This window comes from Serratia sp. Je.1.23.a (assembly GCF_051129805.1).
Classification (GTDB): Bacteria; Pseudomonadota; Gammaproteobacteria; order Enterobacterales; family Enterobacteriaceae; genus Serratia; species Serratia liquefaciens.
Window position 1 is genome coordinate 972,103 of record NZ_JBCPSR010000001.1, and the last position, 24,884, is coordinate 996,986.

A 24,884-nucleotide genomic window follows, 5' to 3' on the forward strand; every position below is an offset into this window, starting at 1 on the left:
AGTTAACCTCTTTCCCGGCATATCAGCCACTTAGCCAATTCTGCGTGTGTAGCTCACAAATATGACATTGGCGTGAATTTTGCGCATTGATCTTCCCTTCATTTAGCGCTATTGCTTATACGTGGCTGCACAAAAAGCAGCCATTGTTTTCTTTCCACCAGACCAAATATGAGGGAAACGAGGCATGAAGAGACAGAAACGCGATCGTCTGGAAAGGGCGCATTCACGAGGTTATCAGGCAGGTATCTTAGGGCGTTCTAGGGAATATTGTCCCTACCAATCATCTGTGGACGCCCGGTCTCAATGGCTGGGAGGTTGGCGAGAAGCCATGGAAGACAGGGCTGTGACCGCTTAAGCGGCTCTCTGTCAAAAAAAAGGAATAACCTCCGCTCCGGGCGGAGGTTTTTGTTTAAACGGTCTTATCCCTGCCAGCGTTTCAGCAAGATACTCGCATTCACGCCGCCAAAGCCAAAGCCGTTCGACAGCGCGTAGTTGATGGTCATTGGTTGCGCTTTATTGGCCACCAAATGCAACCCCTCGGCCGCCGGATCCGGATTATCCAGATTCAGCGTGGCTGGTGCGATCTGATCGCGCAATGCCAGCGCCGTAAATATGGTTTCCAGCCCGCCAGCAGCCCCGAGTAAATGCCCAGTGGCGGATTTGGTCGACGTGATGGCTACGCTGCCCCCGGTACCGAACAGGTGTTTAATGGCGTTGATCTCACCCAAATCACCGACGGGTGTTGAGGTCGCGTGGGCATTCAGGTGCTGAATTTGCTCCGGTGCGACACCGGCCTGTTTCAGCGCAATTTTCATTGCGCGATAGGCGCCGTCACCGTCTTCAGCACCGGAGGTCATGTGGTAGGCATCGGCACTGGTACCGTAGCCGACAATTTCTGCCAGTGGTGTGGCACCACGCGCCAGCGCATGTTCCAGCGTTTCAATAACCAACATGCCGGCACCTTCCCCCATGACAAAACCGTTGCGGGCACTGTCGAATGGCCGGGAGGCTTTTTCTGCCTCTTCAGGTGACGTCGTGGACATGGCGCGCGCTGCGGCAAAGCCCCCGAGGCTGACGGTGTCGATTGCGGCTTCTGTACCGCCACACAGCGCGATATCGGCCTCATCATTACGAATCATGCGTACCGCGTCGCCAATAGCCTGGACGCCTGCTGCACAAGCGGTAACGGGGGCGCCGATCGGGCCCTTGAACTGGTGCTTAATCGACACATGACCGGCCGCCAGATTGACCAGGAACGAAGGAATGGTAAATGGCGAAAGGCGTTTGGCTCCCCGGCTGTCGGTGGTGCGCACCGCGTGAGCAATCGCCGGAAAGCCACCGATACCGGAGGCAATCACGGTTGCGGTGCGCTCCTGCTTATCTTCCGTATCCGCTGTCCAGCCTGCCTGACGAATGGCCTCATCGGCCGCCGCCATCGCCAGCAGAATAAAGCGGTCCATTTTCTTTTGGTCTTTTGGCGGTACGGAGCTGTCGGGGTCAAAACCTGCCTCGGCGTCCTGCTCCAGTGAAGGCACCTGCCCGCCGATTTTAACCTGCAGGTCGGCAACGATCTCTTCCGGGAGCGGACGAATACCGGACTGGCCATTCAGCAGACGCTGCCAGATAGCCTCTACGCCGCATCCCAGTGGCGAAACGGCGCCCATGCCGGTAATGACTATACGACGACTGTTCATAGTGACTCCTTGGATGATTCGGGGGGGAATGCAGAAAGGTTCTGCTGCATCAGGGCCGCGCGTTGGCGCATACCGTCGGTCGCTGCCGGCCCTGGCGCTAAGGTAATATTATGCAGCGCGATAGGCTGCCGGGTAATGCTGTCGATCAGTTCTACGCGTATTGGCTGCCCGGTACGGCGGTCGACCAGTTCCGCGCTAATGCCGTCATCGGCCAGATGGGTATTTCCCCAATGGAACAGGGCCGCGAGCACTGGGAAAAAATCCTTACCGCGTTCGGTGAGAAGATACTCATACCGTACTGGTCGGGTTTGATATCGCTGCTTATGCAGGATACCGCTTTCCACCAGGTATCTCAGGCGGCGGGTCAATATGGTGGGCGAAAGCCCCAGGCTTTGCTGGAATTCATCAAACCGCGATAGGCCATGGAACGCATCGCGAAGTATCAGGATGCTCCACCATTCTCCCACGCGGTCCAGTGAGCGGGCTACTGGGCATGGCATGTTGTCAAAACGGGTTTTCTGCATGGCATACCTCCTGGTAACTACAATAATTGTAGTTACTATTTAGCCGCCATGAACCTGGGGTTTAAAAGCACAGGGCACGATAATGGCGGGGAAATAAAACGGCGACCGGGAAGGGCCGCCGTGACTGCGATTAGAACGCAGCAGTGTCCTTGAACAGGCCCACTTTAAGATCGCTGGCGGTGTAAATCACCTGGCCGTCGACCAGAACTTCACCATCAGCCACACCCATAATCAGCTTACGGATGATCACGCGTTTGAAGTTGATGCGGTAGGTGACTTTCTTCGCAGTCGGCAATACCTGGCCGGTGAATTTAACTTCACCCACGCCCAGCGCACGACCTTTGCCTTCGCCACCCAGCCAGCCGAGGTAGAAGCCTACCAACTGCCACATGGCATCCAGACCCAGGCAGCCTGGCATCACTGGATCGCCGATAAAGTGGCAACCGAAGAACCACAGGTCAGGATTGATATCCAGTTCCGCTTCCACATAGCCTTTGTTGTGGGTACCACCGTCTTCGGTCATCTTGACCACGCGGTCCATCATCAACATGTTACCTGCCGGCAACGGCGGGCCGCCGGCGCCAAACAGCTCGCCACGGCCGGATGCTTCGAGGTCTTCTTTCGTATAGGAGTCGCGTTTTTCTACCATGTTCTCAGTAAACCTTATTTTAATGAAGGGCGCAGATTAGCTTACACGTGTACGCTGAACAAGTCCGATCAGCCGTGGTTGAACCAGTTGAGCCAACGAAGTGGCCACGGCCAGCGCCGGCGTTCCTGCGGATTCACCTGTGCAATCCGTTCCTGAATCGCAGCCAACAGATTAGGTTGCTGTTCATCAGAGTAAGGATAACCGGTGAGTAATGGCAAGGCCTCTGCGGCGCTGTCGACGGCCCACAGATGGAATTGCCCCTCGCGCACCGCATCGACTACGTCCTGGCGTAGACACAGGTGGCGCACGTTGGTAGCGGGCATGATGATGCCCTGTTTGCCTGTCAAACCGCGACGTTGGCAAACTTCGAAAAAGCCTTCGATCTTCTCGTTGACGCCGCCAATAGGCTGTACATTGCCGAATTGGTCGACGGAGCCGGTTACCGCAATCTGCTGGGTAATTGGCTGCGACGAGAGTGCACTGATAAGCGCACATAACTCGGCCAGTGAGGCGCTGTCGCCATCCACTTCGCCGTAAGATTGCTCAAACACGATTGAAGCCGAGAAGGGTAGCGGCTGGTCCAGTTCCAGTTCGGAAATCAGGAACGCCTGCATAATCATCATGCCTTTAGCATGCAGATTACCGCCAAGTTCGGCTTTGCGCTCGACGTCGGTAAATTCGCCATCGCCAAGATGCACCACACAGCTGATGCGAGATGGTTCGCCAAAGCTGCGTGGGTGGCCAGGATACTCCAGCACCGACAGGCCGTTGATCTGGCCGACGACTTCACCTTCGGTTTCAATCAGGATTTGGCCTAGCTCAATTTCATCCTGCATCCGCTCTGCGAGGTAGCTTTCACGCCACTCGCGGGCATTCAATGCGGCTTCGAATGCTTTGGCGGTGATGCTCTCTTCCTCGGCATACAGCGCCGCTTCAGAAAGTTGTTGGCTGATCCACAGCGGGGAGAGCGGCAGATTGCCCTGATCGCCGCTGTGACGCACGGCTTGAACCATTAACGGATACCAGGCATCGGCGGCCAGCGGTGGTAATTGCTTCTCGTCGATAAGGGCATTGACGTAGCCACACCATTGCGCCATGTCATCGATTTCGGTGAGTTGCAGATCTTCTTCGTATTCGCCGTAGACCGCCTGCTCGCTCAGCTCCGGCTCGATATCATGGAAATCGGCCAGACCGTGGCGATCGCCCACAACGATTAGCCGTAATTCCAACGGCATCGGGGGAATGGCAATCGGCAGCGGTCGCGTTTCATCCGGGGAAACCCAATGGAATTGGCGCTGGGTGATCATTTGCTTCAACCGCAGCCACAGTAACGGCTGAGCCAGCAGGGAACGTGCCGACAGGATCAGCACGCCACCGTTGGCTTTATGCACCAGGCCAGGTTGCAAGCTGATTTCATTGTTGTGGATCCTGACGCAGCCAAACAGCTGCTCCGGCTCAATCCACTCCTGAAACACACAGGCGCCACCGGCCGCAAAGGCTTCATCACCCTGGCTTGCGGGTTCAACGCTGACTTTGCTGCCCTGGATCACATAGTGACTGCCCTTAAACGCGGTATTCTGCGGTTGCAGTTGCTCAACTGCCTGGGCTATCAATGCCAGATACTCACGCGTTTCCTGCGCTTTCAACAGCATGAAACGCGGTGGCGACTGTGGATGGCAAAACAGCGTCAGTGCATTTTCCAGCCGAGGCTGAATGGAAGCAAAGGACACGGGCGCCAACTGCGCGGCGGTATCAAATATCGCTTGATAAGGCGTAACGTCCGGCAACAGTGATTGCCATTCAAGTCGGTTATTGGTCAAAGTGTTAGATGCAATCGTCAAAAAGGGAAAGGGCGATTATACAAGAATAATGACAGCTTGATACATGCAGAGTCGTAGTTGGTGTCAGGGAGTTTGACATCGCGCGATGACTGTGCAAAAAACAGTCTAAAAGAGGGGGAATTGCCGGGGAAATTCGGCGTAAAGCTGTTATGCTTAATTAAAGTTACGCGGTCACTGAAGAGCTCACGATGAAATATCAGCAACTGGAAAATCTGGAGAGCGGTTGGAAATGGAAGTACCTGGTGAAGAAGCACCGGGAAGGGGAAGCTATTACCCGCCACATTGAAAACAGCGTTGCTCAGGAAGCCATTGAAGAGCTGCTGAAGCTGGAAAATGAGCCGGTAAAAGTGCTGACGTGGATTAGCCACCATATGAATCCGGAACTGGATAACCGGATGAAGCAGACGATCCGCGCACGGCGTAAACGTCATTTTAACGCAGAACACCAACATACGCGTAAAAAATCTATCGATCTGGAGTTTTTGGTTTGGCAGCGTTTGGCCGGCCTGGCTCGTCGCCGTGGCGTGACTTTGTCAGAAACCGTGGTTCAGTTGATTGAAGATGCGGAACGTAAAGAGAAGTATGCCAGTCAGATGTCATCGCTGAAACAGGATTTAAAAGCCATTCTCGGTAAAGACGAACAGTAAGTCCCCGCTCCGTGATTCCTTGAAAGGGGGCACGTAGCCAGTTACGCTGATTTTGAGCGAAAAAAAACCCCGCATAGCGGGGTTTTTTACTAAGAGTGGTAGCTTAGCCTTGTGGCTGAGTTACAACGTCTTTGATACCTTTAACTTCGATCTCTACGCGACGATCTGGTGCCAGGCAATCGATCTGTGCTTTGGTAGCACGGCCAGCTTTGTAGCCACAGGTGTTACCAGTGACGGAATCAGCTTCGCCCATACCACGTGCAGAGATTTTGTCTGAAGGAATACCTTTAGATACCAGGTAGTCAACAACGCTTTGAGCGCGTTTTTCAGACAGTTTCTGGTTGTACTGGTCAGAACCAACGGCGTCGGTGTAACCCAGAACTACAACAGAACCATCTTTAGGATCCATGGAGCTCAGCTGAGTGTACAGCTGGTCCAGAGCCTGTTGGCCTTCTGCTTTCAGAGTGGATTTGTTGAAGTTGAACAGCACGTCAGACTTCAGAGTGAAACGCTTGGTTTCAACAACTGGAGCTGGAGCCGGAGCTGGTGCTGGAGCAACAACATCATCCTGACCGAAACGGTAAGAAACACCCAGGCTCAGCATGGTGTTGTCTGGACGTGCGCCGACAGTACCTGCATCACCGATGTTGCTAACGAATTGGTAGTCCAGGCGAGTAGCCCAGTTTTTGGTCAGTGCGTACTCAACACCCACTGCAGCCAGCGGAGAAACGCCAGTGTCGTGGTCGCTCAGACGAGTGCCATTGCCGTAGTTAGCTTTGGAATCTGCACGCCATACCATACCACCCAGACGAGTGTAGATGTCCAGATCGTCGATGATTGGGTAGCTCAGTTTAGCTGCCAGTTGAACGCCCTGTGCTTTGAAAGCACCGTTGTTCACGCTGCCTTTGTAAGGCATACGGCCAAGCCAGTCATAGCCCAGCTCGAAGCCCAGGTATTGGTTCGCCTGGTAACCCAGGAACGCGCCAGCACCCAGTTGATCTTTATGGGTCGGACCATTGCCGATACCATTCTGGTAACCGTTGCCGTAGAAACCAGTGTCATGGTACTGGGACCAGCCCAGTTTAGCACCGGTGTACCAGGTATTATCTTTTGGGGCGGCTTGCGCTACGGTAGCGAAACCAGCCAGTGCCACTGCTAATGCGATAGCTGTCTTTTTCATTTTGCGCCTCGTTATCATCCAAATAGGCAATGAGCTTTAAAGCTGTTTTAAGCCCTTGGTTAAATTCCTTCGCCAAGGTTTGAGCCCTCGTTTGTTACTCGGCCAGTTTATCTGGCGTTATAGAGCAACCTTGGCGATGTAAAGTCTACAACGTGGCGCGAAAGTTACAAGTGTGATGTGATAAAGCTCTAAAAAAAAACGCGGAATCGTACATATTTACTAACATTAACCGGCAAAAAAACGAGCATTTTGACGTTCGTTTTGGGACGCGGAACCGCAGCCGCACTCGCTTTGCCCCTGATCCCATAAAGGTTCCATTGAGGAACGATGAAAATGATGGGAAAAATCCTAAATTTACTTAATGATACAAAGAAGAGTGAATTTTTAGGGTGGAACACTGTCCGTGAACCGGGTTTATGTCACGTTGAGGACGCATAATGAACCCATAAGCGTTACCTAATTCTGCCGCGCGTCTTAATTTTAGACGATCTTCTTCTGTAAGATCGGGCAGCCAGCCGAGTACGACACTGTAATTTCCCGTCAGTAACGCTTTTTCCATCGCTTCGACCGTGTCCAGCGGACTGATTTGGCTCAGCTGCACCACTTTCCCAACCGGCAGGCCGGACTGCTGTAGCCACCGTTTGCTCAGCTTTTGCTGTGGAGTCAGCCATAACAACCAGCGCGACTGCATGCCCAACTGCTGTAGCAAAGGCAGCAACAGTTGCGCCACTGCGGGCTGATGCTCGTTGTAAACAAGTTCACTGATAAGGCCATTCTTGTTGCCGGCATCTGTGTTTTCTGCAGCATTGTTCACCGCAAAAGAGGTGTGGCTGAAATGGGTTTTGTAGAGTGATTGAGTACGCATAAAGTATCCCGCCCGTAGTGTCACTGTATGTTTATACAGTACATCCAGTTGCCATTAAGATCAACCCAAATCTTCGTGGCACCTCGCATAATCGCGATCATTTTTTATACGATCAACTTTTATGATTGGCATGACCACGGATAGTGCGTATTTTTCTAATTACTTGTTCGCGTTAGTTTTATTTCATTGATACGGGAAATGATAGAACGGTAACCTACACCAGGAGAACGTTATGAAAGGGACATCAACGGGAAGGATCGCACAGGCCAAAGCCTGTTTTTACGCATTGGGCGGTATCACCACACGCTCACAGTTCGGAGGCTATGGCATACTGGCTGACGGCATCATGTTTGCCGTGATCGCCGAAGGAGAGCTTTATCTCCGCGCTACGGAAGGGCTGGAATCTGTCTTCCGTTCGCGCGGCATGGTCAATATGGTCTACTCCAAACGCGGGGTGCCAATTACCATGCGCTATTACTGGGTGGATGAAGCCATGTGGCGAGACAGGGAGGAGCTGATAGGATTGGCCTGGCAAGCCATCCGGGAGGCGCGGCGGGAGCTTGAGGTTAAAGCTGGCAATCAGAGTCGATTAAAAACCTTACCGAATATCGACATCAATATGGAGCGCCTGCTGTGGCGAGCCGGTATTCGTAATGTTTATGATTTACGACTCAATGGGGCTAAGCGCAGCTATCTGAGGCTGTTGCAACAGCAAAAGAATTTAGGGCTACGGGTGCTGCTATCATTGGGTGGGGCCATTGCCGGTTACCATCATGCGGCCTTGCCTTCGCAATTGCGCAGTGAACTGACGCAATGGTTCGAGCGTACCATGATGTTGCTGAGCCACGGTCACAATCCAAAAATAAGGGGCCTGATAAATAGCCCCGAATGATTATGCCGATTTACCTATTTGCGTATTAAGCATCGTCAGTTCCGGCAAGAGTTCAATCACCAACCCAATCTGCTATTACTAGGTGGATGAAACCATGTGGCGAGAAAGGGAGGAACTGATAGGACTGGCGCGGCAAGCCATTCGGGAGGCGCGGCGGGAGCTTGAGGTTCAAGCTGACAATCAGAGTCGATTAAAAACCTTACCGAACATCGACATCAATATGGAGCGCCTGCTGTGGCGAGCAGGTATTCGTAATATTTATGATTTACGATTCAATGGGGACAAGCGCAGCTATCGCATGAGAGTTGCTCTAATTCTTGGCGTGATGCACTCGGAATCATCGGAAGTAACATTCGCAATCCTTTTTACATTAACCGCAAAAAGTCGCCCAGCAAGCTGCCGGTCGTTCCATGCGTAGAATGGAACGCGTGGAAACTCGGTATTTATGTGAACCTCCGCCACTTGCCTTTGATAACATCAGGTCACCCCCGCCAAAACGCGAAGATTGCACCAAAAATAGTATCGTCAGATTAACAAAAAGATATCTCATCCTTAACGCTCCTCCATAGTCAAGCTGCTCAACCAACTCTTACTTATCTCGGCGGGAGCGGATGGCCGTTGAATTGTAGGTGGCGTGAAAAAGTGTAGAGCCAACCGGAAATGATTTGACAATCAATTTCATTTCTTTTTCGCAACATCATTATTCTAAATTGTTTTCTTGAACCGGCTATTTATCAAAATTAATTGCCTGAAGCCTCTTGCGTATCGAATCTGCATCCTTAAATGGATACACAATGGTTTTTCCGTCTTTCGCTTGACCGTCCCAGCCAGCAGGAAGACGTTTCATTGCGGCGACGTCCCTTTCAAAATTATCTTTGCCGGAAGTTTTGGTGGATTTATATATAAATACCTTATAAAAATCACCACTATAATCCGCCGCCTGTGAGTTTATTGACCATTTAACAAGTACTACGATGTGGTGCTGCCCCCAGTACAACACAGTCGCCACCTCTGGGCTGGCGCCGTTTATCTCATATTTGTCAATTACCGACTTCTCACCATCGTCACATTGCCATGTTGCCAGCAAATCAAATGGAGCGGCACTCAAAGGGTCATCCTGAACGGGATGAAATTGTTTAGCGAACGACACCAAGCAGCCGACCCGAATCGCGTTGGCAGAGACTTCGAGTGGCGACTCCTCTGTAGCGTAGACAGGAAGTGATATCCATGCAATGCACAGTAGGAACGCTAGCGAACCTATTAATCTTTTCTTCATCCATTCCCCCACCGTTAAGGTTGAATCCCAATCGTTTTTGCAAGGGCGCCCCTCGTTGACAGCAAGCGTAATCATGGCTTCTGTGTGAATATATATTCTTTCGAAATGGATTCGACGATTTTTCTGTCTTGATTATCTAATTTCAGTTTGCTGTGGTTTGCCTCAATGAAAGGCCGCAATTCTTCATTTGCCTCAGCGGACTTACCTTTTTTTCTCATTTCCGCTGCATTCTGGTCTTCCATGCGCATGAAATAAGTGAAAGTGCTTGCATACTTTGCACTTTGCTCGGCGACTTTTTTATAGTAACCCGAAAAATCTATGCCGTCTGCACAGATACCATCAACTTCCACATTTCCAATGCGGATACGAGACGGATAAATAAATACGCCAGCTTGCTTTCCTGAAATAGCATTAGTATCGGTGTCGATTATCTCGTTGTGAACAGGATTGAGTGCCCCCTCATAATAATTTGGCCCCTTTTTTAGGTGCAGTGTGGCCTTTGCGAAGCAATCCGAAGGCGTAGCCGGACCTTGGGGTATTGCTCCCCCAGCTACAAGTAGCGTTTTACTTTCGCCAGAATCAATCAATATAGCGTTGCCATGCGCGCCGGCGTATATACTTATCGCCGTTCCGCACATTGCATACTGAGATTGGAGAAGTAGAACACTGAGAAAAATTGATTTAATAATCGCTTTCATTTCGCAGTTCATCCTGAACCTTTGGTTTTTCCAATGTGTATCGTCCAGCGACTCCCGCTTGCTAGGCAGCCGAAGAGTGTATGAATCTAATTAATTGACCATGTGAGTTGGTCTTCCCGCATTCCGCATAAATGACATCAATCAGGGCCTGGTCATACTCACGGGTTTCCGAGTTTGGCCTGTTCAGATTTTTTATCGCTGACGTTGCAGCATTTGTTGTCGGGCCATGCTGAATTCGGGCTGTCGCAACTTGACCGCGGTGACAACTGCATAGTCATCCCTGCCTTGTCGATCGTTTATGCCGCTAGGTCCATTGTGCTTTGTCAAATCTAATATCGATAGAATGTTTGTCTCGCGATACAAGCGAATCTGTCCTCGTGTACTCTGGAGACGGCCAATTTGCAATTGTCTTCAACGTACGCACGCCAGTTTTTGTTATCCTCTTTGGCGTAAGCATCGGTCAGCTTCGAAATAAATTTATCGCGCGAACCAGCCTCGTAGAGTTTTGGGACTACATCTAATGCCTTATAAAATCCCAATGCTCCAATTCCAGCATTCAAATACTGTATTTCTTCTGTCCGTGCTCTTGTTATCTGGTCCAGGCACGTCCATTTGTCGATTCCTGCCTCTTCGCCAGGGAATGTGATTTCAAAGGCGCTCTGACAGGTGGATTCTTTGTACGCGAGCCACTCTTTTTCTGCACGGACGAGAATTCCCTTGTCGGTGGCGGATAGCTTTTCTGCTAAGTCGTTATAGGCAAGATTCAGATTTTTATCTGAATCTTCGAAATTTTCCTTTGCACACGCCTCAAGCTCTTTTGTGACGTTGCTGGTGCACATGGATTGCGATGCCTCCGCACAAAGAGATGTGAAGGCAATGATCAGAAGCAATGCGGCCTTTTTCATGAGATTAATTCCAGCAATTACAGTTCATACCCGCTTCAAACAAGATGACCCCCCCGGATTTTGTGGAGGTGACCCTACCCCTCTGAAGTATCATTCGCAATCCTTTTTACATCACCGTAAAAAGTCACCCAATAGGCTGCCGGTCGTTCCATGCGTAGAATGGAGTGCGTGGAAATTCGGTATTTATGTGTACCTCTGCGACTTGCCACTTGCTTTTGATAACATCAGGTCATCCCCGCCAAAACTCGAAGATTGCACCCATAATAGTACCTTCAGACTAACAAAAAAATACTTCATCTTTAGCTCTCCTCCGTAGTCAAGCTGCTCAACCAATTCTTACTTATCTCGGCGGGAGCGGATGGCCGTTGAATTGTAAGTGGCATGAAAAAGTGCAGAGCCAACCGGAAATGATTTGACAATTAATTTCATTTCTTTTTCGCAACATCATTATTCTAAATTGTTTTCTTGAACCGGCTATTTATCAAGATTAATTGACTTCGCAATTGAGCAGTGAACTGACGCAATGGCTCGAGCGTACCATGATGTTGCTGAGCCATGGCCACAATCCAAAAATAAGGGGCCTGATAAATAGCCCGAATGATTATGCCGATTTACCTATTTGCGCCTTAAGCATCGTCAGTTCCGGCAAGAGTTCAATCACCAACCCAATCTGCTGCAGTACCAATTGATCTTTACTTTCCGGCTCCGGCGTTGCGTGTTGAATACGTTCTGCCAAGCTTTCTAATGCCTGAGTGATGCGCCGGTTGTCCTGCTCCTCCTGGTGCAGGGCACCATCGACATAGCAAACGGCATCATTCAGCAGATCCAAGGTCGCAGGGTTATTCAGGCGTTCACGGTGTGCACCGAGCGCAGAGATATAGCTCAATAAGGTGTGGTTCAAACAAAGCAGGCGGAATGCAGCGTCCTGAATAGCCTTATTAGCCTTGGGATCGGCAGACATATTTGAAATCACCGATGCCAGCTCTGCATCACTGTTGTGCGCATCCCGACGAGCGATACGGTAGGAAAGGCCGTTGTCTTTCCCCTGATGGTATTGCACCAGAATGGCATCAAGATAACGGCAGTTGGCGTTCAGCGTCTTACTGACCACCGTGGGTAATTGGCGGAACTTCCAGTCAGGCCAGATAAAGCTGACCGCGGCCCAAGCGATGGCGCAACCCAAAAGCGTGTCGTATACGCGCGGTGCGGCGACTTCGAAACCTTCGCCCAGTAGGTTAAAGCACAGCAATACCAGCAGGGTGATAAACATGGTGGCATGTGCGTACTGCACGGTGCGAAAAGCAAAAAACAAAACGCCGCTAATCACAATCAGCACCAGTTGGCCTTCCACCGAGGGCACAAAATAGAGGATTGGCAGCCCGACAAGAATACCGGCCAGTGTGCCGATTATCCTCAAGGCCAGCCTGCGGCGAGTGGCGTTGTAGTTGGGTTGGCAGACAAACAGGCTGGTTAACAGGATCCAATAACCATGCTGCATCCCAGTAAATTGAATAAAGGCATAACCAATACACAGCACCACAGACATGCGAATGGCATGGCGGAACAAGGCCGATTGCGGCGTCAGATGGCGGCTGATGCGCAAGCGAATATCGCTCCAGCCGGTGAGCCGGTCATCCGACAGGCTGTTCTCTTCCACCTGGCCGTTGGCCAATGCCTGTTCGGATTCAATATTTGCCAGCTGTGCGTCAATCGCTCGCAAATTTTTCAACAGGTGCGAAAGCGCCTTGGTCAACTCGCGATTTTCCGGGGTCAGGGTAACGCGAGCCAAAGCTTCATCAATGCGAGCAAAGGCAGGTTCGAAGCGAATGTTATGCTGATACTTTTGCCGCATCAAAATTGACTGGGCCAACTGCTGGCAGGCGCGAGCCTGCATGCTGAGCAAGCGCTGAAAGCGGAACAGGATATCGCTATGACGGAATTGTCGGCTTAGCGCCTGGTATTGAACGTGCGCGGAGCTGGCGCGTTCATGGATGTCCTGCGCAACGAAGTAATAATGCAGTGTCCGGCGGGTGCCTCGTTGGCCGCGATCGCCTTTTAACCGCGTCAGCAATGAAGCTTTGGTTTGGTTGAGGATAGTCACCAGCGTGCTGTTGGCCATGGCAACGTCCATCCAGGGCAGGTCTGCATCCTGTTCGGCGTCGGGATCAAACAGATTGGCTTTGGCGTCCAGATAATTCGCCAACTGGTCGTAACAACGCGCCAGGTTTTCCTGTAAAGGGCGGATAGGGAAGATCAGGTGACCTATCAGCGTCAACAGGTTGTACCACAGGGCACCAATGATCAGCAGCATAGGCTGTTGATACCAGGCGTCATACATCGAAGTGCCGAGCATGGTGTAAACCGCGATCAGCAAGGCACCAAATGCAATGGTGGCGTAACGTTGCCCCAGAGCACCTAACAGAATAAAGCCGCAGGTGGAGGTCGTCAGGCCAAGCGCGAACAGCCAGGGGTAGGGAAACAGCAGTTCAATGGAGGCAGAGGCAACAAAAAAACACACCAGCGTAATCAGCAAGTTGCGTAGTCTGCCGGTCAGGCGGTCGTCCAAATCGGTCAACGCCGCCGCCACCACCCCCAGAGTCAGGGGAATGGTGAGTTTCGGTATACCGAGCCACCAGGGGACGGCGGCTGAGCCGGCCAGCGCAATAAAAATACGCAGGTCATAAAGCAGGTTGCTGTTGTAGGCATAACGGCGTATTGCTGGTGCAAAAGAGAGCACAAAAAACTCCTCGGGCGGAGAAAAAATTAACGCTGCTGATACTGACGACGGGCATTTTCAGTTCTGGCCTGTTGCGCCATTTCTACTGAGACCACGCGACGCCCAACTGGCCACAGGGCAATGGCGGCAATTTTGAAATTGGCAATGCCCACCGGAATGCCAATAATAGTTACGCACTGCACAATACCGGCAGCGATATGCGACAGGCAGAGCCACCAGCCGAACAGGATCAGCCAGACAATATTCAGCAGCGAGCCGCTGGCGGAAAGCAGCGCATTACTTTTTTCCGGGTAAAGCTCATTAACGTGAATAGCTTCATTACCGAACGGCAGTAACGACAGCTTGGTGATCTCCCAGCAGGAGCGAGTCAGTGGCAGGGTGATGATCAACAGCACGCTAAATACCGTGGCGATCAGCCAGCCCAGGGTAGTGACAAAACCGCCCAACACAAAATTAAGAATATTCAGTACAGTACGCATAGTCGTCATTCTGCTCTAATGATGGCCAAACCGCGATGCGGTTGCGTTTGCTATCAAAACGCAAAATCTATTCTACCCTTTTTTTAGCGCTAGAGTGCCACTGCTTATCGCAGGTAAACTGGCAGATATCCGTTATTTAATCTCAACATAGTCATGGCGCGAAGATATGGAACTTAAAGCGACATCGCTGGGGAAACACCTGGCTCAGCATCCTTATAACCGCGTGCGTTTGCTGCACGCCGGGGTCGAGGTGAGCGGTGAAAAGCATGAATACCTTATTCCTTTCAATCAGTTGATTCAGGTTAGATGCAAGCGCGGCATCGTCTGGGGCGAGCTGGAGTTTGAGCTACCGGATGAAAAAGTGGTGCGCCTGCACGGGACTGAATGGCAGGAAACTCAGCGTTTCTATCATTACCTCCAGCAAGCCTGGCAGCAGTGGAGCGCTGAGATGAGCGAGGTCAGCGCCGGCGTTTTACAGCAACAGGTCGAACATATTCAGCGAATTGAGCAACAGGATAAGTGGTTCAAGAAATCCGAACTGGGCAAGTTGCAGCAACAGATTCGCCAGTCTTTCGGTGCTTTGCCCATGCCGGTCGCACGGCTGGAGGAATTTGACAACTGTCGGGAGGATTATCAACTCTGCCGCCAATGGCTGCAGCACGGGTTGCACAGCGTGGAGCAGCGTAACCGGCAGTGGACCGAACGGATGCTGGAGACGCACCAGGATTTCTTCCAGAGCATAGAAAGCTCACCGCTGAACGACTCGCAAAGTCGCGCCGTAGTTAATGGTGAAGACTCGGTATTGGTATTGGCCGGAGCAGGCAGCGGAAAAACCTCGGTATTGGTGGCGCGCGCGGGCTGGCTATTGCGCCGTCAGGAGGCCGAACCCGGGCAAATACTGCTGCTGGCATTCGGTCGCCAGGCGGCGGAAGAGATGAACGAACGCATTCAGGAACGGCTGGGCGGCGTGGCCATCCAGGCCAAAACCTTCCATGCACTGGCACTACAGATTATCCAACAGGGCAACCGCAAGGTGCCGGCGATCAGTAAGCTGGAAACCGACAGCAAGGCTCGCCGGGCTTTGCTGATTACCCATTGGCAGCAGCAGTGCGCAGAGAAAAAAGCCCAGGCTAAAGGCTGGCGCCAATGGTTGATTGAAGAGTTGGAATGGGAAGTGCCCGAAGGCGATTTTTGGCAGGACAAGCGCCTGGCGGAGCGGTTGGCCGGCAGACTCGAACGCTGGTTGGGCCTGATGCGCATGCACGGCGGTAGCCAGGCAGAAATGATCGAACAGGCGGATGAAGAAATCCGTGACCTGTTCTCAAAACGCATTCGCTTAATGGCTCCTTTGCTCAAGGCCTGGAAAGGGGCGTTGAAAGAGGAAGGGGCGGTGGACTTCTCAGGCCTGATCCACCAGGCGGTCAATATCTTGGAGAAAGGTCGGTTCGTCAGCCCGTGGAAACACATCCTGGTGGACGAGTTTCAGGACATTTCACCCCAGCGTGCGCAATTACTGGCGGCGTTGCGTAAACAAAATAAACAAACCTGCCTGTTTGCGGTGGGTGACGACTGGCAGGCCATTTACCGCTTCAGCGGGGCCGAGCTGACGTTGACCACCGCCTTTGCCGAGAACTTTGGCGAAGGTGCCCAGTGTGCGCTCGATACCACTTACCGTTTTAATGATCGTATCGGCGAGATCGCGAATCGTTTTGTGCAACAGAACCCGCATCAGCTGAAAAAACCGTTGAACAGCCTGATCAAGGGCAATAAGAAATCGGTGATTTTATTACCGAATGAGCAGCTTGAAAATCTGTTGGACAAGCTGAGCGGTTATGCCAAGCCGGATGAGCGAATTCTGGTGCTGGCGCGCTATCACCATTTGAAACCGCAGGCGCTGGCAAAAGCGGTGACCCGTTGGCCAAAACTGACCCTCGAGTTTATGACCATTCACGCCAGTAAAGGGCAGCAGGCGGAGTACGTGATCATCGCCGGTTTGCACCAAGGCAGCGACGGTTTTCCGGCGGTCGCGCGTGAGTCGGTATTGGAGGATGTTTTGTTGCCGCAGCCGGAAGATTTCCCTGATGCCGAAGAGCGGCGACTGCTGTATGTAGCGCTGACTCGCGCCAAGCATCAGGTCTGGTTACTGCAGGATCGTGAACGTCCGTCGGTCTTCGTTGAACAACTGCAGGATCTCGGCGTTCCTGCTCAGAAGAAGCCTTAAAATTAAGGCCTGGCGGAAACCAGGCCGCGAGCGTTACTTCAGACGATCCTGCAAATAGCGCTGATAATCAGGAATAGCAATTTCCACTTCACGTTTGAAGAGCGAGGAATCGATCAGGAAATCCGCCGTTGAGCGGTTGGTGGCGACGGGAATGTTCCATACCGTCGCCAGACGCAGCAGGGCTTTCACATCCGGATCGTGGGGAACCGCATTGAGGGGATCCCAGAAGAAGATCAGCATATCTATTTTGCCCTCGGCAATCAGCGCGCCGACCTGCTGATCGCCTCCCATCGGGCCGCTTAACATGCTCTGCACCGGAATGCCGCTGGCACGCTGGATCAGGTTACCGGTAGTGCCGGTGGCGTACAGTTGATGATGCTCAAGGACGGATTTGTTTTCTTCAACCCAGGCAAGCAGGGCTTGTTTGCGGTGATCGTGTGCCACCAGCGCAATGTGTTTACGCGCGGCGATAGTGCGGGTAGTAAATTCCATCTCGATGTCCTTCGCTAATCAGGGGATGTGCGACAGATTACTGAAACTGTTTTTCACTGCCTAGCGTTTACACCTGAAAATGCGAAGAAAGCGCGCCTTTAAATAAAGGCGCCGGTAATCTTAACGAACGGGCTGTTTATTCGCCCACTGGAGGAAACGCTTTTGCGTCTCTTTGTCCGCCTGTTGGAACCAGTATTGCAGCATCTGTTCGGAAACGTTTTCACCCTTCAAAGTGACCGTGGGGGAGTTCAGCGCGGCACTGGCGAGCGGAGAGGAAGGCGTGGTCGCGCGCACCTGGGTGAAAGCCGGCACCGAGGCCGGGCGGTTTTGACTGTTGTAGTCCGCCATGACTTTTTCCAAATCGACGCTGAGCGTGGCGCCATCGGCATGCAGCACGTCGTGTTTCATCGCCAGCGCGTTACCGTTCTTATCAATCACTTGATAGTTGAGCGTTTTATCGAATCTTTGGCCATCACGTACATTTTCAATACGCGGCAGCTCAATGGCAACGGAGCTGACATTCTGCGTACTGAAGGTCGCGATCAGCGGAGGGGAGGTATAGGCAGTTTGTTCGTGCTGCCCTGAACGTACAGACTTGGCCACTTTAAACAGCAACTGATGTTGCCCGCCATCCAGCTCCAGGCTGTCGGCACCTTTTAACAACGCTCCTGTCATTTTCTTGCCGTCGACCACCAGCAGATCGATGTCCGGGGAGAGTTTCAGAGTCGTAGCCACGGCAGGCATGCTGATACTGATGCTGAGCAGCCCCGCAACCATCAGACCAAATTTCATGGTTATCTCCTTATAAGTGGCATCGCTATTAGTGTTGAACACGCCATAGATTGTGTCAAAGTTTTTCAGGATTACGGTTTGATTTACAAATGTACACACTTATTTTCATTTGGATATTTATTTGAGCCGGATGTGCTGGCAGTGACAGCATCAGACCGCAAAAGTGGCCGGGAGTTTCCGCATGGTTGCGTTTAGCCGATTTAAAGCCGATAGAGTACACTCGGAACAGGGAAATCGCCCGTTGATGATTGGAGCCGAAGATGCAAGACCATGAGATTGCCGACCTGCTCAAGCAGGTGAAAACCATTGCGCTGGTGGGTGCCAGTGATAATCCGTCCCGGCCCAGCTTTGGTGTCATGGCTTATCTGCTGTCACAGGGATATCAGGTAACGCCGGTCAGTCCCAAGCTGTCAGGGCAAACGTTGCTTGGCCAACAGGCCTATGCCACGCTGAAAGATATTCCGCACCCGGTGGACATGGTTGATGTGTTCCGTAATTCAGAGGCGGCGTATGGCGTAGCGCAAGAGGCGATTGCGATTGGTGCCAAAGCGTTATGGCTGCAAATTGGCGTCATTAATGAACAGGCCGAGGCATTGGCGCGTGAGGCAGGATTGAAGGTGGTAATGGACCGTTGCCCTAAAATCGAGCTTCCTCGCCTGGGTCTGGAGCGCTGAAAGCCGGTAAAAGAAAAGGCCTGACAAATGCCAGGCCCTTATTGGGTGTTTCTCAGGCCTGGCTAATCAGTTGCGCAGGCGCGGGGCTTGGAGCTGGTGACGGATAGATTCCGCCAACTCGTCCAGTGAAGGTTGTTCAGGATGGGCATCCTGGGCTTCGCCATCCAGCTGTGCTTCTGCCAGATAGGTATGCACCGGTTGGCCTTCTTCGTCCTCCATCACCACGTGGTACCAAGGGGCGAAACGTAGATCGGTATTCGCCGCTATTTCATCAGCTTTAGGCTGTTCCATGGAGTATTCAGGGTCGATATCAATTACCACCCCCAAGTACCCCAGCAGCTTATGCCGAACCTGTTGTCCGATACCGAATTTGCTGGCAATCATGATGACCTCCTGAGAAACAGTGCCTTGCTCTCTATATGAGGGCAAAACAGCGTATTTCAAGTTACATCACCCGACACGCAAACCCTTTCAAATACAGCCCTTCAGGGTAAGTCGCAATTACCGGGTGATCGGCAGCCTGACGATACTGCTCTATAAATTGTACATCACGCCCGGCATCTACAGCGGCATCGGCCAAAATTTTCTGGAACAAATCGGTAGGCATCAGACCGGAGCAGGAGAAGCTCAGCAAAATACCGCCTGGATTCAGCAACTGAAGCGCTAACATGTTGATATCTTTATAGCCACGGCAGGCACTGGCCAGCTGGTTTTTATTTTCGACGAACTTCGGCGGATCCATAATAATCAGATCGAATTTTTCACCCTGCGTGCGGTAGTTGCGCAGCAGTTGGAACACGTCATCGCGCACAAACTCGGCCTTGCTCAGATCCAACCGGTTCAGTTCAACGTTCTGCTTGGCGATATCCAACGCCGCTTGCGACGTATCTACGCTGATCACCTGTGAGCAACCACCCATCAATGCAGATACCGCGAATGCGCCGGTATAAGAGAAGCAGTTAAGCACGCGGCGGCCGGCGGAATAGTTACGGGCAGCCAGGCGGCTGTCGCGCTGGTCGAGGTAAAAACCGGTCTTATGGCCCTGCTGAATGTCCACCAGCAGCTTCATGCCATGCTCGGTGATCGGCAACAGAGCAGGGGGCAGGTCACCCAATACCGGCCCTTGCGCCAACGGCAGGCCTTCTTTCTTACGCACCGCGACGTCTGAGCGATCGTAAATGGCGCATTCCGGGTAGCAATGCTGCAAGGCGGTAATCAGCGCAGCACGTTGATACTCGGCGCCGGCAGACAACAATTGCAACACCAGGAAATTCTGGAAGCGATCGATGGTGATGCCCGGCATGCCGTCGGATTCACCGGCGATCAGACGGTATCCGTCCAACCCGTCGCGCTTCGCAACCCAATCACGCCAGCTTTGTGCCTGCTGTAAACGGCGGATGAAGAATTCGATGTTAACGTCTTCATCCTGCTGGAAAGTCCAGACACGGGCACGGATTTGCGATTCAGGCGAGTAGGCGCCGCGCGCCAGCCATTTGCCCTGCGCGTCGTGAATATCGATGGTTTCGCCGGACAGGGCTTTACCTTCAATACGTTGAACGGCACCGGAGAAGACCCATGGGTGGCGACGGAGTAAGGACTTTTCACGTCCTTTGGCGAGAAACAGGCGTACGGTCATAATTAAGAATGCTGCCAGCTAGGTAAAAAGAGTGACATTGCCGTGCAAACGCACAGAAAATGCCATAAACGAAATTCGATAAGGGGCCGATTATGACACAAGTTTGTATTGCTGCGTATGTCTATGGCGTGGTGCAAGGGGTAGGGTTTCGCTACAACACCCAGCATCAGGCGACGGCGTTGGGGTTAAGCGGATATGCGCGCAATCTTGATGACGGCAGCGTCGAGGTGGTGGCCTGCGGCGAGCAACCGCAGGTGGATAAGTTGGTGGAATGGCTGAAAAGCGGCGGTCCGCGTAGCGCACGTGTCGATCGCGTGCTGGTGGAACCGCGCGGTACGGCAGATTATCAAGGCTTCAGCATTCGCTATTAGCGTCTCAGATGCATTTTACCGGCTTCGGCAAACCGGCGATTTTTGTTGCCTGTTTGGCCGGGCCTTTGGGGAACAGGCGATAGAGGTAGCGGCTGTTGCCTTTCTCCTCTCCGTACTTCTGCGCCATAGCTTTGACCAGCATGCGGATCGCCGGTGAAGTATTAAATTCCAGGTAAAAGCCGCGTACGAAACGCACCACTTCCCAATGCGCCTCGGTTAGCGTGATTTCTTCCTGCTCGGCCAGCAGCGGCGCCAGGGCCTCGTGCCAGTCGGCGCTGTTTTTCAGGTAACCCTGTGCGTCAGTTTCAATAACCTGACCTTGATACTCCAACATACTGCCTCGGTAACGGGTAATTCAGAACGGCCGCCAGTTTAGCAAACTTTTACCGCCGCAAAAAATAAAGCCCCGCCGGAGCGGGGCTTTGGGTATGACTCAGACGCCGAATCAGTTGCTGCGCGCGAAGCCCAGAATGCTCAACAGGCTGATGAACATGTTGTACAACGATACGTACAGGCTGACGGTGGCGCGGATGTAGTTAGTCTCGCCGCCGTGAATAATGTTGCTGGTTTCCCACAGGATGGCGCCGGCGGAGAACAGGATAAACAGTGCGCTAATCGCCAGGTGCAGGGCCGGGATCTGCAGGAACAGATTGGCGATCACCGCCACCAGCAGTACTACAAAACCGGCCATCATCATTCCGGACAGGAACGACATATCCTTGCGGGTGGTCAGCACGTAGGCCGAACAGCAGAAGAACACCACTGCGGTGCCTCCCAGCGCCAGCATGATCAGGTCGCCGGCTCCGGTATTAATAAATGAACTGAGGATGGGGCCCAGGGCATAACCCATAAAACCGGTCAGGGCGAATGCCGCCAGGATGCCTGCAGGGCTGTTAGCCAGCTTGTGGGTCAGGAACATCAGCCCGTAGAAGCCGACCAGCATCAGCAGCAGGCCCGGCGCCGGCAGCCCCAGCATGGTGCTGGCGGTTGCGGTGAGCGCCGAGAAAGCCAGCGTCAGTGAAAGCAGAAAATAGGTGTTACGCAGAACCTTATGCGTACTCAGCAAAGAGTCGCGCGAGGAGGATGAGACGACAATACGGTCCATAATGATCTCTCTTAGTCAGGTCATCACAAAATTAGTGACGATGATAGGCAGCGCAAGCGTTTGATTAAAGTTTGTTTACCAATCTTTACCCTTAGTTATCATTGCTGCAACCTTGAACCGGAGTTGGCGGTTTCTTCAACGCTCAAGCGTGAGGTGCTGGTTTTTCGTTCGGTTGAACGGCCTTGGGCTTTACAAGCGGATCAGCTCTGTTTATAGTTCGCCTCGTTGCGGAGGGGTGGCCGAGTGGCTGAAGGCAACGGTCTTGAAAACCGTCGACGGGAAACCGTTCCAGAGTTCGAATCTCTGCTCCTCCGCCATAAATTATGACCCCGTGCTCTCTGAGCGCGGGGTTTTTTATTGGGTTTGAAAAACGGCAATCGCCGCCGTGGACCCATAAAAAAACCGCCCCGGCTGGGACGGTTTGTCTGGCAAAGCAACCGCTAACGCACCAAATGCAGGAAGTGCAGGTGCTTCTCGTACTGGTCGAGAATATCGTGAATGATCTGTTCTTGCGTCCAGCCCATCACATCGTAATCCTGGCCCCCTTCCTTCAGATGAACCTCACCGCGATAGTATTTATGTTCCTCGTCGCGTTCCTCATCTTTCAACCCCGCCAGAGCAAAGGCCGGTTGAATGTAAGCGCGCAGGCGCACTTCATAGACAAAGTTCAGATCTTCCCCTAAATCGACTTCGAAACGGATGCGATCGTCTTGCGAATCGTCAATCGAGGAGGTGGTATTTTGCTTGGCCAGTTCGGCTTCCACCAGCGCCATCGCCGGTTGAACCACTTCACCGACAAAGCGTTTTACCTGAGAACGCTTCGGGAAATAGGCAATATTACGCAAACGCCGCTGCCATGAGATCGGGTTGCGCGCGGCGGTCGGCGCAATCGTGGTCATCATCTGGCTGTCGCGTTTGTAGGCGTCGATACGTAAGGCTTTTAACAACCCGTAGATTGAGACCAGCAGGATCATCGAAAACGGCAGGGCGCTGGCAATAGTCACGGTTTGCAATGCGCTTAAACCGCCGGCAATCAACAACGCAATCGCCACCAGACCCATCAGGGAAGCCCAAAAGATCCGCTGCCATATAGGGGTTTGATCCGAACCGCCCGAAGCCAGCGTATCAACCACCATCGCCCCAGAGTCTGCCGACGTGACGAAGAACACCACGACCATCGCCATAGCGATAAACGACAGAATATTAGAGAACGGGAAGTGCTCCAGGAAGTTGAACAACGCCAGGGCTACGTCGTTTTGCACCGTATTGGCCAGATCGCGCGCCCCTTCGTTCATGATCAAATTAATGGCGCTGTTGCCGAAAACGGTCATCCACAGCAGCGTAAAGCCCGCCGGAACGAACAACACGCCGGTAACGAATTCACGGATGGTACGTCCGCGTGAAACGCGGGCGATAAACATGCCGACGAACGGTGACCAGGATAGCCACCAGCCCCAATACAGCAGTGTCCAGCCTCCCAGCCAGTTGCTGGATTTCGGCTCGTAAGCGTAAAGGTTAAAGGTTTTATTGACGATATCGGAAAGATAGCCGCCGGTATTTTCAACAAAGGATTTCAGCAACAGCACGGTCGGGCCGAGTGTACCCACCAGGACCAGCAGCAGCACCGCCAGGCCGAGGTTCAGTTCGGACAGAATACGGATGCCCTTATCCAACCCGGAAACCACCGACAACGTTGCCAGCCCGGTGATCACCACGATCAGCACCACCTGCACCGTTGCATTGATCGGCAAGCCGAACAGGTGATTAAGCCCGGCGTTAACCTGCAACACGCCGTAGCCCAGGGAGGTCGCGACGCCGAATACGGTACCTATTACCGCAAAAATATCGACTGCGTGGCCAATCGGCCCGTATATGCGATCGCCGATGATGGGATAAAGCGCGGAACGCAGCGTCAAGGGCAGGCCATGACGGTAGCTGAAGAACGCCAGGATCAGCGCCACGATGGCATAAATCGCCCAGGCATGCAGGCCCCAGTGGAAGAAGGTTAGGCGCATGGCCTGTTTAGCCGCTTCCACTGTTTCCGGTGTCCCGGTCGGGGGAGAAAGGTAGTGCATCACCGGTTCGGCGACGCCAAAGAACATCAGACCAATGCCCATACCGGCGGAAAACAGCATGGCAAACCAGGAAACATAGCTGAAGTCTGGCTGGGCGTGATCCGGCCCGAGCTTGATATTGCCGTAACGCGATAACCCCAGATAGGTCACGCTCAGCAGGATCAGGGCGACCGCCAGAATGTAAAACCAGCTGGCGTTAGTGAAAATACCCTGTTGCAGCGCCTTGAACTTACGATCGGCTAACTCAGGATAGAAGGCGGCAAAGGCCACCAGGACGATGATTAAAGCGGCAGATATAAAAAATACCGGAGGATTGATATGGCTACGACGTGCCACAATTTCAGTGTCGTTTTGGCTCATAGAATACCTTCTTGCTAGTCCGTTAGGGAATGGGATAGTCCGTTAAAACAACTCCATAAAAAGAGGGGCAAACAGGCTGCCCAAGAAATTAAACTCCGCGAGTATATAGAAAAATCGGGGCAATTTACATTTTTATGGTCAAAAAGGCTGTTTTAAGTGGTTTGGTTAGACGTTTTAGCTATATAAAAACATTGCGATGAGAAAGGGTAATTCACTCTTTTTGCAGGGAAAAACCGGTGCAGAGGAATTTGCATGGCTTTCACTATGACAAAATGCGGGCAAAAACAGGATCAGGCTGCGGGCAGGGTTTCTGAGGCAGTTCAAGGGGGTTTTAGCGGCAGGTAGAGCAGATCATGATAGAAATCCCTATAACAGTGGCCTGAACCCGGAGGGATCTGCCGTTTACTATTGATCCGATCAAGCCAAGGGTTAAAATAGATCCATTCGCTCGCGTTTAACGCTTTCATGGAGATAAAGATGAGCTGGTATCAAATAGCGTTATGGACCATGATCTTTCTGAAGTCCGGTGCCTTTCTGGTGTTCGTTTGGTGGTGGATGTTCAAACGCGCAACCAAGCCTTATGTCCGCCCGCAGGATGTTGTGATTGACGAAACGCCGGATGATGACAATCTGACCATGGAAGAAGTGATGAAGAAACACGGTATTACCCGTGTGGAAAATCAAACGCAATAACCCCCGTTCTTTTCAGATTCGGTCTGCGAACTATCCCTGTGGAAATGCGGCAATGCCTGCAAGCTGGGGATAGCTCCC

General features: G+C 52.4%; 26 protein-coding genes and 1 tRNA gene. 9 read left to right on the forward strand and 18 right to left on the reverse strand.

Annotation, left to right across the window (positions count from 1 at the left end):
* The first annotated feature begins 184 nt into the window (after nucleotides 1-184).
* Nucleotides 185-355 (forward strand): ribosome modulation factor, encoded by a 171-nt coding sequence (rmf, locus tag AAZT04_RS04615; protein WP_071827009.1) that lies wholly within the window; start codon nucleotides 185-187, stop codon nucleotides 353-355.
* A gap of 64 nt (nucleotides 356-419) precedes the next feature.
* On the opposite strand, the gene fabF is transcribed toward rmf, so the two are convergent.
* From fabF to AAZT04_RS04635, 4 genes are all read right to left on the reverse strand, one after another.
* Nucleotides 420-1,694, reverse strand: coding sequence for a beta-ketoacyl-ACP synthase II (fabF, locus tag AAZT04_RS04620; RefSeq protein ID WP_129940241.1), 1,275 nt, complete (start codon nucleotides 1,692-1,694; stop codon nucleotides 420-422).
* Complete coding sequence (locus AAZT04_RS04625; RefSeq protein WP_048761943.1) at nucleotides 1,691-2,218, reverse strand: winged helix-turn-helix transcriptional regulator; 528 nt, start codon at nucleotides 2,216-2,218, stop codon at nucleotides 1,691-1,693. The genes fabF and AAZT04_RS04625 overlap by 4 nt, the downstream gene beginning before the upstream one ends.
* Nucleotides 2,219-2,348: 130 nt before the next feature.
* Nucleotides 2,349-2,867 (reverse strand): bifunctional 3-hydroxydecanoyl-ACP dehydratase/trans-2-decenoyl-ACP isomerase, encoded by a 519-nt coding sequence (gene fabA, locus AAZT04_RS04630; protein ID WP_012006178.1) that lies wholly within the window; start codon nucleotides 2,865-2,867, stop codon nucleotides 2,349-2,351.
* A gap of 68 nt (nucleotides 2,868-2,935) precedes the next feature.
* Nucleotides 2,936-4,687 (reverse strand): AAA family ATPase, encoded by a 1,752-nt coding sequence (locus tag AAZT04_RS04635; protein WP_207214229.1) that lies wholly within the window; start codon nucleotides 4,685-4,687, stop codon nucleotides 2,936-2,938.
* 209 nt (nucleotides 4,688-4,896) lie between these two features.
* Here AAZT04_RS04635 and matP point away from each other — a divergent pair, with 209 nt between their 5' ends.
* Nucleotides 4,897-5,355 (forward strand): macrodomain Ter protein MatP, encoded by a 459-nt coding sequence (gene matP, locus AAZT04_RS04640; protein WP_041415290.1) that lies wholly within the window; start codon nucleotides 4,897-4,899, stop codon nucleotides 5,353-5,355.
* A 103-nt stretch (nucleotides 5,356-5,458) separates the two neighbouring features.
* Here matP and ompA read toward each other — a convergent pair whose 3' ends face one another.
* Both ompA and sulA read right to left on the reverse strand, forming a co-directional pair.
* Entirely contained in the window at nucleotides 5,459-6,535 is a 1,077-nt protein-coding gene (gene ompA / locus AAZT04_RS04645) for a porin OmpA (RefSeq protein ID WP_020826172.1), read from the reverse strand.
* Nucleotides 6,536-6,893: 358 nt separating this feature from the next.
* Nucleotides 6,894-7,400: an SOS-induced cell division inhibitor SulA gene (gene sulA, locus AAZT04_RS04650; RefSeq protein WP_020826173.1), complete on the reverse strand. Its 507-nt coding sequence runs from the start codon at nucleotides 7,398-7,400 to the stop codon at nucleotides 6,894-6,896.
* 232 nt (nucleotides 7,401-7,632) lie between these two features.
* Between sulA and AAZT04_RS04655 the strand changes: the two genes are divergently transcribed.
* Nucleotides 7,633-8,292, forward strand: a complete 660-nt coding sequence (locus AAZT04_RS04655) for a TfoX/Sxy family DNA transformation protein (RefSeq protein ID WP_434679106.1) — start codon at nucleotides 7,633-7,635, stop codon at nucleotides 8,290-8,292.
* 82 nt (nucleotides 8,293-8,374) lie between these two features.
* A complete protein-coding gene (locus AAZT04_RS04660; RefSeq protein ID WP_434679108.1) occupies nucleotides 8,375-8,710 on the forward strand; it encodes a TfoX/Sxy family DNA transformation protein in 336 nt (111 codons plus the stop codon).
* Between the two features lie 309 nt (nucleotides 8,711-9,019).
* Here AAZT04_RS04660 and AAZT04_RS04665 read toward each other — a convergent pair whose 3' ends face one another.
* The 5 genes from AAZT04_RS04665 to AAZT04_RS04685 all read right to left on the reverse strand — a co-directional run bounded on the left by AAZT04_RS04665 (nucleotide 9,020) and on the right by AAZT04_RS04685 (nucleotide 14,387).
* Nucleotides 9,020-9,643: a hypothetical protein gene (locus tag AAZT04_RS04665; protein WP_434679110.1), complete on the reverse strand. Its 624-nt coding sequence runs from the start codon at nucleotides 9,641-9,643 to the stop codon at nucleotides 9,020-9,022.
* Nucleotides 9,640-10,266, reverse strand: a complete 627-nt coding sequence (locus tag AAZT04_RS04670) for a hypothetical protein (protein WP_434679112.1) — start codon at nucleotides 10,264-10,266, stop codon at nucleotides 9,640-9,642. Before AAZT04_RS04670 ends, AAZT04_RS04665 begins: the two co-directional genes overlap by 4 nt.
* 329 nt (nucleotides 10,267-10,595) lie before the next feature.
* On the reverse strand, nucleotides 10,596-11,171 hold the full coding sequence (locus AAZT04_RS04675; RefSeq protein ID WP_046373976.1) for a lysozyme inhibitor LprI family protein: 576 nt from the start codon (nucleotides 11,169-11,171) through the stop codon (nucleotides 10,596-10,598).
* Nucleotides 11,172-11,772: 601 nt separating this feature from the next.
* Nucleotides 11,773-13,908 (reverse strand): YccS family putative transporter, encoded by a 2,136-nt coding sequence (gene yccS, locus AAZT04_RS04680; RefSeq protein ID WP_434679114.1) that lies wholly within the window; start codon nucleotides 13,906-13,908, stop codon nucleotides 11,773-11,775.
* Between the two features lie 26 nt (nucleotides 13,909-13,934).
* Entirely contained in the window at nucleotides 13,935-14,387 is a 453-nt protein-coding gene (locus tag AAZT04_RS04685; protein WP_020826176.1) for a YccF domain-containing protein, read from the reverse strand.
* 166 nt (nucleotides 14,388-14,553) lie between these two features.
* Between AAZT04_RS04685 and helD the strand changes: the two genes are divergently transcribed.
* On the forward strand, nucleotides 14,554-16,608 hold the full coding sequence (gene helD, locus AAZT04_RS04690) for a DNA helicase IV (RefSeq protein WP_434679116.1): 2,055 nt from the start codon (nucleotides 14,554-14,556) through the stop codon (nucleotides 16,606-16,608).
* Nucleotides 16,609-16,641: 33 nt separating this feature from the next.
* On the opposite strand, the gene AAZT04_RS04695 is transcribed toward helD, so the two are convergent.
* Both AAZT04_RS04695 and AAZT04_RS04700 read right to left on the reverse strand, forming a co-directional pair.
* The gene (locus AAZT04_RS04695; RefSeq protein WP_020826178.1) at nucleotides 16,642-17,100 is read right to left on the reverse strand and encodes a methylglyoxal synthase; all 459 of its coding nucleotides are present in this window, start codon (nucleotides 17,098-17,100) and stop codon (nucleotides 16,642-16,644) included.
* A 120-nt stretch (nucleotides 17,101-17,220) separates the two neighbouring features.
* Entirely contained in the window at nucleotides 17,221-17,892 is a 672-nt protein-coding gene (locus AAZT04_RS04700; RefSeq protein ID WP_046375058.1) for a DUF2057 family protein, read from the reverse strand.
* A gap of 260 nt (nucleotides 17,893-18,152) precedes the next feature.
* On the opposite strand from AAZT04_RS04700, the gene AAZT04_RS04705 reads away from it, so the two are divergent.
* Complete coding sequence (locus AAZT04_RS04705; RefSeq protein ID WP_046373973.1) at nucleotides 18,153-18,566, forward strand: CoA-binding protein; 414 nt, start codon at nucleotides 18,153-18,155, stop codon at nucleotides 18,564-18,566.
* A 66-nt stretch (nucleotides 18,567-18,632) separates the two neighbouring features.
* Here AAZT04_RS04705 and hspQ read toward each other — a convergent pair whose 3' ends face one another.
* Together hspQ and rlmI are read right to left on the reverse strand one after the other, a co-directional pair.
* Entirely contained in the window at nucleotides 18,633-18,950 is a 318-nt protein-coding gene (gene hspQ, locus AAZT04_RS04710) for a heat shock protein HspQ (RefSeq protein WP_020826181.1), read from the reverse strand.
* 61 nt (nucleotides 18,951-19,011) lie between these two features.
* Entirely contained in the window at nucleotides 19,012-20,202 is a 1,191-nt protein-coding gene (gene rlmI, locus AAZT04_RS04715; RefSeq protein WP_044549619.1) for a 23S rRNA (cytosine(1962)-C(5))-methyltransferase RlmI, read from the reverse strand.
* Between the two features lie 92 nt (nucleotides 20,203-20,294).
* On the opposite strand from rlmI, the gene yccX reads away from it, so the two are divergent.
* Entirely contained in the window at nucleotides 20,295-20,573 is a 279-nt protein-coding gene (gene yccX, locus AAZT04_RS04720) for an acylphosphatase (protein ID WP_020826183.1), read from the forward strand.
* A 4-nt stretch (nucleotides 20,574-20,577) separates the two neighbouring features.
* Here yccX and tusE read toward each other — a convergent pair whose 3' ends face one another.
* Complete coding sequence (gene tusE, locus AAZT04_RS04725) at nucleotides 20,578-20,907, reverse strand: sulfurtransferase TusE (RefSeq protein ID WP_020826184.1); 330 nt, start codon at nucleotides 20,905-20,907, stop codon at nucleotides 20,578-20,580.
* Between the two features lie 111 nt (nucleotides 20,908-21,018).
* Complete coding sequence (gene yccA, locus AAZT04_RS04730; protein WP_004942825.1) at nucleotides 21,019-21,678, reverse strand: FtsH protease modulator YccA; 660 nt, start codon at nucleotides 21,676-21,678, stop codon at nucleotides 21,019-21,021.
* A gap of 229 nt (nucleotides 21,679-21,907) precedes the next feature.
* Between yccA and AAZT04_RS04735 the strand changes: the two genes are divergently transcribed.
* A tRNA-Ser gene (locus AAZT04_RS04735) sits at nucleotides 21,908-21,995 on the forward strand.
* A gap of 123 nt (nucleotides 21,996-22,118) precedes the next feature.
* Here AAZT04_RS04735 and AAZT04_RS04740 read toward each other — a convergent pair.
* Nucleotides 22,119-24,113, reverse strand: coding sequence for a BCCT family transporter (locus tag AAZT04_RS04740; RefSeq protein ID WP_020826185.1), 1,995 nt, complete (start codon nucleotides 24,111-24,113; stop codon nucleotides 22,119-22,121).
* Between the two features lie 477 nt (nucleotides 24,114-24,590).
* Here AAZT04_RS04740 and AAZT04_RS04745 point away from each other — a divergent pair, with 477 nt between their 5' ends.
* On the forward strand, nucleotides 24,591-24,806 hold the full coding sequence (locus AAZT04_RS04745; protein ID WP_020826186.1) for a hypothetical protein: 216 nt from the start codon (nucleotides 24,591-24,593) through the stop codon (nucleotides 24,804-24,806).
* The last annotated feature ends 78 nt before the right edge of the window (nucleotides 24,807-24,884 follow it).

Coding starts and splice junctions, on each gene's coding strand:
- sulA (WP_020826173.1), bottom strand. CDS start 7,400: ATGCGTACTCAATCACTCTACAAAACCCATTTCAGCCACACCTCTTTT.
- rmf (WP_071827009.1), top strand. CDS start 185: ATGAAGAGACAGAAACGCGATCGTCTGGAAAGGGCGCATTCACGAGGT.
- AAZT04_RS04655 (WP_434679106.1), top strand. CDS start 7,633: ATGAAAGGGACATCAACGGGAAGGATCGCACAGGCCAAAGCCTGTTTT.
- fabF (WP_129940241.1), bottom strand. CDS start 1,694: ATGAACAGTCGTCGTATAGTCATTACCGGCATGGGCGCCGTTTCGCCA.
- ompA (WP_020826172.1), bottom strand. CDS start 6,535: ATGAAAAAGACAGCTATCGCATTAGCAGTGGCACTGGCTGGTTTCGCT.
- hspQ (WP_020826181.1), bottom strand. CDS start 18,950: ATGATTGCCAGCAAATTCGGTATCGGACAACAGGTTCGGCATAAGCTG.
- matP (WP_041415290.1), top strand. CDS start 4,897: ATGAAATATCAGCAACTGGAAAATCTGGAGAGCGGTTGGAAATGGAAG.
- yccX (WP_020826183.1), top strand. CDS start 20,295: ATGACACAAGTTTGTATTGCTGCGTATGTCTATGGCGTGGTGCAAGGG.
- AAZT04_RS04740 (WP_020826185.1), bottom strand. CDS start 24,113: ATGAGCCAAAACGACACTGAAATTGTGGCACGTCGTAGCCATATCAAT.
- fabA (WP_012006178.1), bottom strand. CDS start 2,867: ATGGTAGAAAAACGCGACTCCTATACGAAAGAAGACCTCGAAGCATCC.
- yccA (WP_004942825.1), bottom strand. CDS start 21,678: ATGGACCGTATTGTCGTCTCATCCTCCTCGCGCGACTCTTTGCTGAGT.
- AAZT04_RS04625 (WP_048761943.1), bottom strand. CDS start 2,218: ATGCAGAAAACCCGTTTTGACAACATGCCATGCCCAGTAGCCCGCTCA.
- AAZT04_RS04745 (WP_020826186.1), top strand. CDS start 24,591: ATGAGCTGGTATCAAATAGCGTTATGGACCATGATCTTTCTGAAGTCC.
- tusE (WP_020826184.1), bottom strand. CDS start 20,907: ATGTTGGAGTATCAAGGTCAGGTTATTGAAACTGACGCACAGGGTTAC.
- AAZT04_RS04705 (WP_046373973.1), top strand. CDS start 18,153: ATGCAAGACCATGAGATTGCCGACCTGCTCAAGCAGGTGAAAACCATT.
- rlmI (WP_044549619.1), bottom strand. CDS start 20,202: ATGACCGTACGCCTGTTTCTCGCCAAAGGACGTGAAAAGTCCTTACTC.
- AAZT04_RS04670 (WP_434679112.1), bottom strand. CDS start 10,266: ATGAAAGCGATTATTAAATCAATTTTTCTCAGTGTTCTACTTCTCCAA.
- AAZT04_RS04685 (WP_020826176.1), bottom strand. CDS start 14,387: ATGCGTACTGTACTGAATATTCTTAATTTTGTGTTGGGCGGTTTTGTC.
- AAZT04_RS04675 (WP_046373976.1), bottom strand. CDS start 11,171: ATGAAAAAGGCCGCATTGCTTCTGATCATTGCCTTCACATCTCTTTGT.
- helD (WP_434679116.1), top strand. CDS start 14,554: ATGGAACTTAAAGCGACATCGCTGGGGAAACACCTGGCTCAGCATCCT.
- AAZT04_RS04700 (WP_046375058.1), bottom strand. CDS start 17,892: ATGAAATTTGGTCTGATGGTTGCGGGGCTGCTCAGCATCAGTATCAGC.
- AAZT04_RS04665 (WP_434679110.1), bottom strand. CDS start 9,643: ATGATTACGCTTGCTGTCAACGAGGGGCGCCCTTGCAAAAACGATTGG.
- AAZT04_RS04695 (WP_020826178.1), bottom strand. CDS start 17,100: ATGGAATTTACTACCCGCACTATCGCCGCGCGTAAACACATTGCGCTG.